Consider the following 9039-nt stretch of genomic DNA (forward strand, 5'->3'; position numbering starts at 1 on the left):
GCGGCGTCAGGGCCGCATTACCGTGAGACACGAGAACCTCCTGGGCTCAGAGCGGTGACTTAGACAGCTCCACTCTGGCCCGGAGGTTCTCGCTCTGTCAGGGACGCCAGATCAAACAACGTCCCTGGGCACTACACCTAGGCGGACGGGACGAGCCCGGCGACGCGCGTCAGGAACGCGTCGACGAGGGCGAAGGTGCGCTCGCGCGCCGCGGCCTGCTCGGCCTCCGTCTGCGCGAGCATGATCGCCGGGTCCTGGCCGTCCTCGGCGACCTTGCGGTCGCCTCCCCAGTCGAGCCAGCCCTTGAGGCCCGCGGCGTCGAGCTCGGGGTGGAACTGCACGGCGAGGGTCCGCTCGACCGTGAACGCCTGCGAGGCGACGGGGTTGCGCGCGATCTCGACGGCGCCGGGCGGAAGAGTCCAGCGGTCGAAGTGGAACTGGAACCACGGGCCGGGCCCGACGAGAGCCGGGTCGTCGCTCCAGATCGCGGTCCACCCGATCTCGCCCTTCGGCGCGGGCGCGACCGAGCCCCCGAGCGCGCGCGCGACGAGCTGGCCGCCGAAGCAGATGCCGAGCACGGGCATCCCGCCCCGCACCGCCTCGCCGAGCCAGTCGAGCTCGGCGCGCAGCCACGTGCCGATGCACGCGTCATCCCATGCGCCCCAGGGGGCGCCGAGCGGGACGACGACGTCGTAGTCGGCGAGGTCGGGGAAGTCGACGGCGATGTCGGGGGAGTGGAAGCTCGCCTCCGGCACGACGAGGAAGGCGTCGACGTCGAAGCCGTGGTGGGCGAATCGCTCGCCGACGGGGCCGAGCGGGCTCACGTGATCGTGCTGCACGAACAGGACTCGCAACGGTGACCTCCTCATCGACGGCGCCGGAGGCCTACTGTATCGTTTGAAGCCGAACGATCCAGAGTCGGATCACGAGTGCCACAAGGGAGTCGCACATGAGTCGGAGCCTCGTCAACCTGCAGAGCGAGCTCACGGAGGCGGGCATCGACGTGCTCCGCGTCGTCTACGCCGACATCATCGGCACGGTCCGCTCGAAGGACCTGCTCGTCAGCCAGCTCGACAAGGTGAGCCACGGCGGCCCGACCTTCTGCCAGGGCGTGTGGGTCACGACGACCCAGGGCGGCGTGCTCGACGGCGGCGACGTCCTGAGCGACGGCCTCGAGGACTTCGTCACCCAGATCGTGCCCGAGAGCTGGCGCGCCCTGCCCTGGGAGCCCGGCGTCGCCTACGTCGTCGCGGGCGCCAACAACCCCGACATGACGCCGAACCAGTTCGCGCCGCGCACCCTGCTCGAGCGCATCGTCGGCGAGTACCGCGCGCTCGGCCTCACGCCCGTCGTCGGCCCCGAGCTCGAGTTCTACATCGCCGACCGCAACGACGACGGCTCGTTCCGCCGCGCGCTCACGCAGCCCGGCCGCGTCTACACGAGCGGCGCGACCGTCGACCCCAAGGGCACCTTCCTGCACCTGCTGCGCATGCTCGACCAGCTGCGCATCGGCGTCTTCGCCGGCAATCACGAGTTCAGCCCCAGCCAGTACGAGATCAACATCTGGCACGGCGAGGCCCTCGACGCGTGCGACCGCATCTTCATGCTCAAGGCCGGCGTGAAGGACCTCATCGCGCGCCTCGGCCAGGCGGCCACGTTCTCCGGCAAGCCCTGGAGCGACGAGGGCGGCAGCGGCTTCCACCTGCACGTCTCGCTCGAGAGCGCGGAGGGCGAGAACCTCATGCACGAGGGCCACGATCTGAGCGTGCTCGCGCAGCGCATGATCGCGGGCATCGTCGCGCACGCGCCCGCCCTCACGGCCCTCTGCAACCCGACCATCAACGCGTTCAAGCGGCTCGGGCCCGACACCCTTGCCCCGTACCGCGCCAACTGGGGCTACGACAACCGCAGCGCGATGCTGCGCATCCCGCCGGAGCGCGGATCCGGCACGCGCCTCGAGGTGCGTCTCGCCGACGGCGCGGCCAACCCCTACCTCATGACCGCGGCGATCCTCGCGGCCGGCCTCGACGGCATCCGCCGCGAGCTCGACGCGCCGCCCGCGGCGGTCGGGTACTCCTACGAGGACGAGACGCAGGAGATCCTGCCCATGACGCTGGGCGATGCGCTGGATGCCCTGCGCGCCGACAGCGCCCTCATCGAGCTGCTCGGAGGCCCGCTCGTCGACGTCTTCGAGGTCATGAAGCGCGACGAGATCGAGCGCTACACCGAGGCCGTGGACGACCCGGAGACGCGCGACGTCACCGAGTGGGAAGTGAAGGAGTACTTCCTCGACCTCTAGGTCGAGGAAGCGACGAGCGCCGCCTGGATCTCTAGATCGTCGGGTTCGAGAAGTCCTTCACGAGCGTCCCGCCGTTGAACGTCACGCCGACCTCGCGGTAGTACGCGCCGATCTTCTCGCGCATCGGGAGGATCGACGCGAGCTCGTCCCACGGAGAGTCGTGCAGCTCGAGCTCGAAGTCGCCGCGCCAGGTGGCGCCGATCTCGGCGTCGGTCGTGCTCATCGTGATGAGCTGTTCGAGGCTGTTGCCGGCGCCGGGCGTGATGGAGGGCATCCACCGCGAATGCAGCATGGGGTGGCCGTTGACGAAGCCGTTGCTCTCGCTCTCGGCCTCGAGCGTGACGACGAGCGAGGCGAGGCGGTGGTCGTACGCGGCGAGCGACGCCCCGATGCGAGCGCCGGGCGCGAGGCGCGGGGCGGCGCGGCCCACGTTCATGACGCGCGTGACGGCCATCGAGCCGAGCTTCTTCGGGTAGCCCTGGAACCAGCCGCGGGCGATCGCGAAGTCCTTCGTGACCCAGATCGCGACGCAGCGCGTGTAGGTGACGCCCTCGTGCTTCACGCGGACGACGGCGAAGGTCTCGAGGTACTGCGATCGCTGCGGGTCGAGCAGCTCGGCGCCCGAGGCGGAGCACGACTGCCAGTCGGCCCAGATGAGGGCGACGGCGCCCGGATCCTCGTCGGCGAGCTCGAGGCCCTCGGGCAGGAGGGCGGCGACCTTCTCGGGGTCGGTGCGGTACTCGGCGGTGAGCAGGGTGCCCGAGTAGTACCAGGGCATGTCGGGCACGATCGCGCTCGCGCCGGAGGGGGTCTTCGGGGCCATGAAGCCGGTCAGGTCTGCCATGCGCTTCAGCGTACCCATTCGTTCGCAAACAAACGATAGCCAGAATCGCCGTCCGCTCCTGCTTGACGACCGCGCGGTCGAGGGCCATTCTGTGAACCAGTCGTTTAGGCCCAAACGATCACCCTGCTCAATGAGGAGTATCGGACATGACCCATTCCACCCCCACGGTCACGACGGAGCGTTCCGGCCTCCGATCCGGCCGCCTCGGCGTCATCGGCATCGTCTTCTTCGTCGTCGCCGCCTCGGCCCCGCTCATCGGCGTCACGGGCGCTGTACCCGTCGCGATGCTCCTCGGCAACGGCGCGGCCGTGCCGGGCGCCTACCTCGCGGTCGGCCTCACCCTCCTGCTGTTCTCGGTCGGCTACGCGACCATGAGCCGCCACATGACGAACTCGGGCGCGTTCTTCGCCTACGTCGGCAAGGGGCTCGGCGTCAACGCGGGCGTCGCCGCCGCGTTCGCCGCGCTCGTCGCCTACGTCACCATCCAGCTCGCGATCTACGGCTTCTTCGGCGTCGTCGTCTCGGGCTTCGCCGGCGGACTCGGCGTCGACCTGCCGTGGTACGTCTGGTCGCTCCTGGTCTGGGTCATCGTCACCGGGCTCTCGCTCCTGAGCGTCGACGTCGGAGCCAAGGTGCTCGGCGTCATGCTCGCGCTCGAGCTGCTCGTCCTCGTCGTCGCGGCCGTCGCGATCCTCGCCAACGGCGGCCCCGAGGGCTGGAACATCGGCGCCTCGTTCGACCCGACGCTCGTCTTCGCGGGCGGCTTCGCCGGCACCGCGGGCATCGCCCTCGCCTTCGCGTTCGCGAGCTTCATCGGCTTCGAGGCGACCGCGATCTACGGCGAGGAGGCGAAGGACCCGAAGCGCACCGTGCCGATCGCGACCTACGTCTCGATCGCGGTCATCAGCATCCTCTTCGCCCTCGTCTCGTTCGCGATGGTGACGGGCATGGGCTCGTCGCAGGTCGCCGACAAGGTCATCGAGCTCTCGGGCGGCCTCGCCGACCCCGCGGGCGTGCTCTTCGGCCTCACCGAGGAGTACGTCGGCTCGTGGCTCACGGTCGCGATGGGCATCCTCGTCATCACGAGCCTCTTCGCCGGTCTCCTGGCCTTCCAGAACGCCGCGTCGCGCTACTTCTTCGCTCTCGGACGCGGCGGCGTGCTGCCGGCGGGCGTCGCGCGCACCAACGCGGCCGGCGCCCCGATCATCGGCGTGGCCATCACCTCGGCGCTCGCCGCGCTCGTGATGATCATCTTCGCGATCGCGGGCCTCGACCCGTTCCTCAACCTGTTCTCGTGGATGAGCTCGATCACGGTCATCGCGATCGTGCTCGTCGAGATCCTCGTGAGCATCGCCGTCATCCGCTACTTCATGACGCACGAGGGCGGCACGGTCTGGTCCACGAAGATCGCCCCGGCGCTGTCGATCCTCGCGCTCGCGGCGGGCCTCTACCTGCTCATGTCGCGCTTCAACCTCCTCGCCGGCACCGTCCCCGACGGGGTCGACCCCTCGCTGCCCGAGAGCGCGTGGGCGCTCAACGGCCTCGGCTGGTTCCTCGTGCTCCTGCCGTTCCTCGCGCTCGCCGTCGGCTACGTCGTCGCGCTCGTCAACAAGAAGGAGAACGAGCAGCTCGTGCGCGACTTCGCCTCGTAGCTCGGTGTTCTAGGCTCGGATGCTCCGCCCGGCCGGGCGGCGCGCGCTGACGTGAGCGCCGCCCGGCCCCCGATCCCTCCTGGAGGTTCCCCGCATGACCGACGACTTCGACCTCGATGTCACGCCCGAGCACGACGTCGACGACTCGGCGGTGGACGCCCTCGGCTACGACGAGCTCGTGGGGCGCATCTCGCAGCTGCCGCCCGAGCTGCGGGCGCCGCTCGGCGGGATCCTGCTCGAGAAGCGCTCGTACTCCGACGTCTCGCAGGAGCTCGGCATCCGCCAGCCCGAGCTCGTCCGCGCCGTGCAGCGCGGTCGCGCGATCATCGCGCGCCGCATCGCGGCCGGCGAGTAGCCCGCCCGCTCTCGTCCCCTCCCGCTAGTCGCGGGGGGTCGGCGGCGTCGGCGGGGTCGCCGCGCTGCCGCTCGAGCCGGGGCTCGCGGGCGAGCCGCCCGACCCCACGGAGGCTGCCGAGCCGGCCCAGACGGGGCTGACGGGCGAGGCGCTGACCGGCGAGGCGCTCGCGAGCGCCGCACTCGCGGGCATGAGCCGCACCGAGTCCGGCGCGCCGAGCTCGGCGAGGTCGTGCGCGTCGGTGAGCGAGGCGGGGCGGTCCTGCTCCATCGTGAGCGGGTTCGTCATGTCGCGGTGCACGCGGTCGAGGAGGGCGTGCAGCATCTCGACGGCGTCATCTGTGATCTCGGTGCTCTGACTCGTCGTCCCGTGCAGCAGCCAGCGCGCGACCTCGAGCTCCGCGGCGAAGACCGCGCGTCGGGCGAGCTCGCGGTCGTGGATGCCGCGCGCCTCGTGGTACGCCTCGAACGCCGATTCCGGAACGGCGGCGTCAGCCGAGCCGAGCAGCCAGAAGAGGTCGCGCGCGGGGTCGGCGATCTGCAGGCGCGACCAGCCGAGCACCCCCGTGACGGTCTCGCCGATCGAGAGGAACGAGCCGGCCGAGAGGCCGCCGTTGATGACCGTCGGGGTGAACTGCCAGAGCGACTGGTCCTCGCTCGCGAGCTCCCAGCGCCGCAGGAGGCCCGCGGGCACGAGCCCGGTCTCGCTCGCGCGGTCGAGCGTCGCGAGCGACTCGCGCATGACGTCGATCGCGCGCAGGTGCGGCAGCCCGGCGTCCGACACGACGCTCGTCGGCAGCGCGTGCACGGCGGCGATCGCGCGCCCGATCGACGAGGCGAGGCCGGGCGTGATGGCCTCGAGGGCGACGGGGTCGCCGTCGACGAACTCGTGCACGATCGCGCGCGTGCCGCCGACGGGCGTCTGCCCGACGAGCCGCGGCACGGCGAAGGGCAGGCGCGAGCGCACGCCGTCGCTCAGGGCGCGCAGGGCGACGAGGTCGGCCGACTGCTCGGCCTCGCCCGGCTCGGTGCGCGGAACGCGGATGACCAGGTGGCGCCCGTCGCGGCTCGTGAGCACGGCGGCGTCGACGTCGCGGCCGCGCGACGAGCTCAGGCGCGAGGCGTGCGTGACGTCCAGTCCCGGAACGGCCGCCGTGGCGAGCGCGGCTAGAGTGAGAGGGGATCTGGCCATGCCCCCAGGGTAGGCGGCGGGCACCCCCCGGCCGCCCTGCGCCACGCAGTTCCCACCCGGCAGTTGGAGGCATCCATGCAGTTCTCGCTCACCGCGACGCTGCCGCTCTCGCGCTATCGCATCGATCGCGACGACACGGCGCGCACGCGCCCGCGGCTCTTCGACGAGCTGTGGAGCGAGCCGACGACGCGCATCCTGCCGGTGTGGCGCGGCGAGGTCCTCCTCGCGGCGGGCGAGGCCGTCGCGCTGGCTCTCCTCCCGGTCCAGGCGGCGCCGACGGATGCCCTGCGCATCTACCTCGGGCGCACGACCGACGACGCGCACGACCTCCCGGCCGGCTCCGCCATCGTCGCCGTCGTGCTCGACGACGACCGCGCCTCCGGGTTCGCCACCGACATCGCCCGCTGGGGCAACCCGCGCTCGCTCGGTCACGCGCTGGGCGACCGCGACGCGGGTCTCGCGGTCGAGGCGCTCGGCATCGCCAATTGGCACGCCGCGCACGCCTTCTCGCCGCTCACCGGCAATGCCACGCAGCCGGGCCGCGCGGGCTGGGTGCGGGTCGACGTCGAGACGGGCCGCGAGCTCTTCCCGCGCACCGACGCCGCGATCATCGTCGCCGTGACCGACGCCGACGACCGGATCGTGCTCGGCTCGAACGCGCAGTGGGAGGCCAACCGGTTCTCGCTCCTCGCGGGCTTCGTCGAGCCCGGCGAGTCGCTCGAGGCCGCGGTGATGCGCGAGGTGCGGGAGGAGTCGGGGCTGCGCGTCGTCGACCCCGTCTACGTCGGCTCGCAGCCCTGGCCCTTCCCCGCCTCGCTCATGCTCGGGTTCCGGGCCCGCCTCGACCCGGCCCTCGAGCACGAGCTGCGCCCCGACGGCACCGAGATCCTCGACCTGCGCTGGTTCAGCCGCGACGAGCTCGCCGCCGCGCTCGACGACATCGCCCTGCCCGGCCGCACCTCGATCGCCCGCGCGATCATCGAGGACTGGTTCGGGGGCCCGATCGACGCATGAGCGGCACCGACCCCGATCGCCTGCTCGCCCAGCTCGACGACCAGCAGCGCGTCGTCGCCGAGAGCCTGCTCGGCCCCGTGTGCGTGCTCGCGGGCGCCGGGACGGGCAAGACCCGCGCGATCACGCACCGCATCGCGTACGGCGTCGCGACCGGCGCGTACGACCCCTCCCGCGTCATGGCGCTCACGTTCACGACCCGCGCGGCGGGGGAGCTCGTCGGCCGGCTGCGGGCGCTCGGCGCCGACGGCGTCTCCGCTCGCACCTTCCACTCGGCGGCGCTGCGGCAGCTGCACTACTTCTGGCCGACCGTCGTCGGCGGCTCGCCGCCGCGCGTGATCGACGGCAAGGGGCCTCTCATCGGCCAGGCGGCGTCCTCCCTCAAGCTCGGCCTCGACACCGCCGCGCTCCGCGACGCCGCAGCCGAGATCGAGTGGCGCAAGGTCTCGCGCCTCTCGCTCGACGAGTACGGCCGCGCCGCCGAGAGCCGCGCCATGCCCGCGCGGCTCCCCGTGTCGGCGATGGTCGACCTCCACCGGCAGTACGAGGCGATCAAGGACGAGCGCCGGCAGATCGACTTCGAGGACGTCCTGCTCGCGACGGCCGGGATGCTCGAGGTCGAGCCGCGCGTCGCCGAGCAGGTGCGCGAGCAGTACCGCTTCTTCGTCGTCGACGAGTACCAGGACGTCTCGCCCCTCCAGCACGACCTGCTCTCGCTGTGGCTCGGCGGCCGGCGCGAGCTGTGCGTCGTCGGCGACGCATCGCAGACGATCTACTCGTTCGCGGGCGCCTCGAGCGACTACCTCGTGCGCTTCGGCAGCGAGTTCCCCGATGCGACGGTCGTCCGGCTCGAGGACAACTACCGCTCGACCGACCCCATCGTGACGCTCGCGAACCGGCTCATGCGCGGGCGCCCCGGTGCACTCACTCTGCGCGCCGCCGCCCGCGACGGCGGCGGCCCGGCCCCCGCGCCGACCGTGTCGGCGCACCCCGACGACGCGTCGGAGGCCGCCGCGGTCGCCGAGTCGATCGCGCGACGCATCGCCGACGGCGCGAGCCCCGAGTCGATCGCCGTGCTCTTCCGCATCAACACGCAGTCGATCGCGCTCGAGGCCGCGCTGCGCCGCGCGGGCATACCCGTCCAGACGCGCGCGAACAGCCGCTACTTCGATCAGCCCGAGGTGCGGCAGGCGATCATGCTCCTGCGCGGGGCGGCGATCTCGATCGGGGACGAGCCGCTCTTCAAGAGCGTGAGCGACGTGCTGCGCGGTCTCGGCTGGCGGCAGGATCCGCCCGAGGGCGGCGGTGCCGAGCGCTCGCGGTGGGAGAGCCTCACGGCGCTCCTGGGGCTCGCGGAGGAGTCGCCCGCCGGCACGACGCTCGCCGACTTCGTGCGCGAGCTCTCGCGCCGCGCCGAGCAGCAGCACGCGCCCGCGCGCTCGGCCGTGACCCTCTCGACCCTCCACGCCGCGAAGGGCCTGGAGTGGGACGCGGTCTACATCGTCGGCCTGAGCGAGGGCACCGTGCCGATCACCTTCGCGACGAGCCTCGAGGCCGTCGACGAGGAGCGCCGCCTGTTCTACGTCGGCATCACGCGCGCCCGGCGGGCGCTCGAGCTCTCGTGGGCGCAGCGCCCGAGCGCGAGCCGGGCCGAGCGCTCGCCGAGCCGCTTCCTCGACGAGGTCCG

General features: G+C 72.2%; 8 protein-coding genes. 5 read left to right on the forward strand and 3 right to left on the reverse strand.

Going from position 1 to position 9039, the window contains the following annotated elements:
- Nucleotides 1-137: 137 nt before the first annotated feature.
- A complete protein-coding gene (locus Q7T15_RS10720; RefSeq protein WP_304696113.1) occupies nt 138-854 on the reverse strand; it encodes a type 1 glutamine amidotransferase in 717 nt (238 codons plus the stop codon).
- 95 nt (nt 855-949) lie between these two features.
- On the opposite strand from Q7T15_RS10720, the gene Q7T15_RS10725 reads away from it, so the two are divergent.
- On the forward strand, nt 950-2299 hold the full coding sequence (locus Q7T15_RS10725) for a glutamine synthetase family protein (RefSeq protein WP_304696115.1): 1350 nt from the start codon (nt 950-952) through the stop codon (nt 2297-2299).
- Between the two features lie 31 nt (nt 2300-2330).
- Here the strand turns inward: Q7T15_RS10725 and Q7T15_RS10730 are convergent, their stop codons facing one another.
- Nucleotides 2331-3143, reverse strand: coding sequence for an acetoacetate decarboxylase family protein (locus tag Q7T15_RS10730; RefSeq protein ID WP_304696117.1), 813 nt, complete (start codon nt 3141-3143; stop codon nt 2331-2333).
- A 146-nt stretch (nt 3144-3289) separates the two neighbouring features.
- Between Q7T15_RS10730 and Q7T15_RS10735 the strand changes: the two genes are divergently transcribed.
- Complete coding sequence (locus Q7T15_RS10735) at nt 3290-4795, forward strand: APC family permease (RefSeq protein ID WP_304696119.1); 1506 nt, start codon at nt 3290-3292, stop codon at nt 4793-4795.
- A 94-nt stretch (nt 4796-4889) separates the two neighbouring features.
- On the forward strand, nt 4890-5150 hold the full coding sequence (locus Q7T15_RS10740; RefSeq protein ID WP_304696121.1) for a hypothetical protein: 261 nt from the start codon (nt 4890-4892) through the stop codon (nt 5148-5150).
- Nucleotides 5151-5174: 24 nt separating this feature from the next.
- On the opposite strand, the gene Q7T15_RS10745 is transcribed toward Q7T15_RS10740, so the two are convergent.
- A complete protein-coding gene (locus Q7T15_RS10745) occupies nt 5175-6341 on the reverse strand; it encodes a phosphotransferase (protein WP_304696123.1) in 1167 nt (388 codons plus the stop codon).
- A 75-nt stretch (nt 6342-6416) separates the two neighbouring features.
- Here Q7T15_RS10745 and nudC point away from each other — a divergent pair, with 75 nt between their 5' ends.
- Nucleotides 6417-7355 carry an NAD(+) diphosphatase gene (gene nudC / locus Q7T15_RS10750; protein ID WP_304696125.1) on the forward strand — a complete coding sequence of 313 codons (939 nt, stop codon included), beginning with the start codon at nt 6417-6419 and terminating at the stop codon, nt 7353-7355.
- A partial coding sequence (locus tag Q7T15_RS10755) for an ATP-dependent helicase (protein ID WP_304696127.1) occupies nt 7352-9039 on the forward strand: 1688 nt, incomplete at its 3' end. The genes nudC and Q7T15_RS10755, both read left to right, overlap by 4 nt.

The sequence above is a fragment of the Microcella sp. genome, from assembly GCF_030645145.1.
In the GTDB taxonomy this organism is placed as follows: Bacteria; Actinomycetota; Actinomycetes; order Actinomycetales; family Microbacteriaceae; genus Microcella.

Excerpts from the sequence above, each read along its gene's own strand:
- Q7T15_RS10740 (WP_304696121.1), top strand. The coding sequence starts at position 4,890 with ATGACCGACGACTTCGACCTCGATGTCACGCCCGAGCACGACGTCGAC.
- Q7T15_RS10745 (WP_304696123.1), bottom strand. The coding sequence starts at position 6,341 with ATGGCCAGATCCCCTCTCACTCTAGCCGCGCTCGCCACGGCGGCCGTT.
- Q7T15_RS10735 (WP_304696119.1), top strand. The coding sequence starts at position 3,290 with ATGACCCATTCCACCCCCACGGTCACGACGGAGCGTTCCGGCCTCCGA.
- Q7T15_RS10730 (WP_304696117.1), bottom strand. The coding sequence starts at position 3,143 with ATGGCAGACCTGACCGGCTTCATGGCCCCGAAGACCCCCTCCGGCGCG.
- Q7T15_RS10725 (WP_304696115.1), top strand. The coding sequence starts at position 950 with ATGAGTCGGAGCCTCGTCAACCTGCAGAGCGAGCTCACGGAGGCGGGC.
- nudC (WP_304696125.1), top strand. The coding sequence starts at position 6,417 with ATGCAGTTCTCGCTCACCGCGACGCTGCCGCTCTCGCGCTATCGCATC.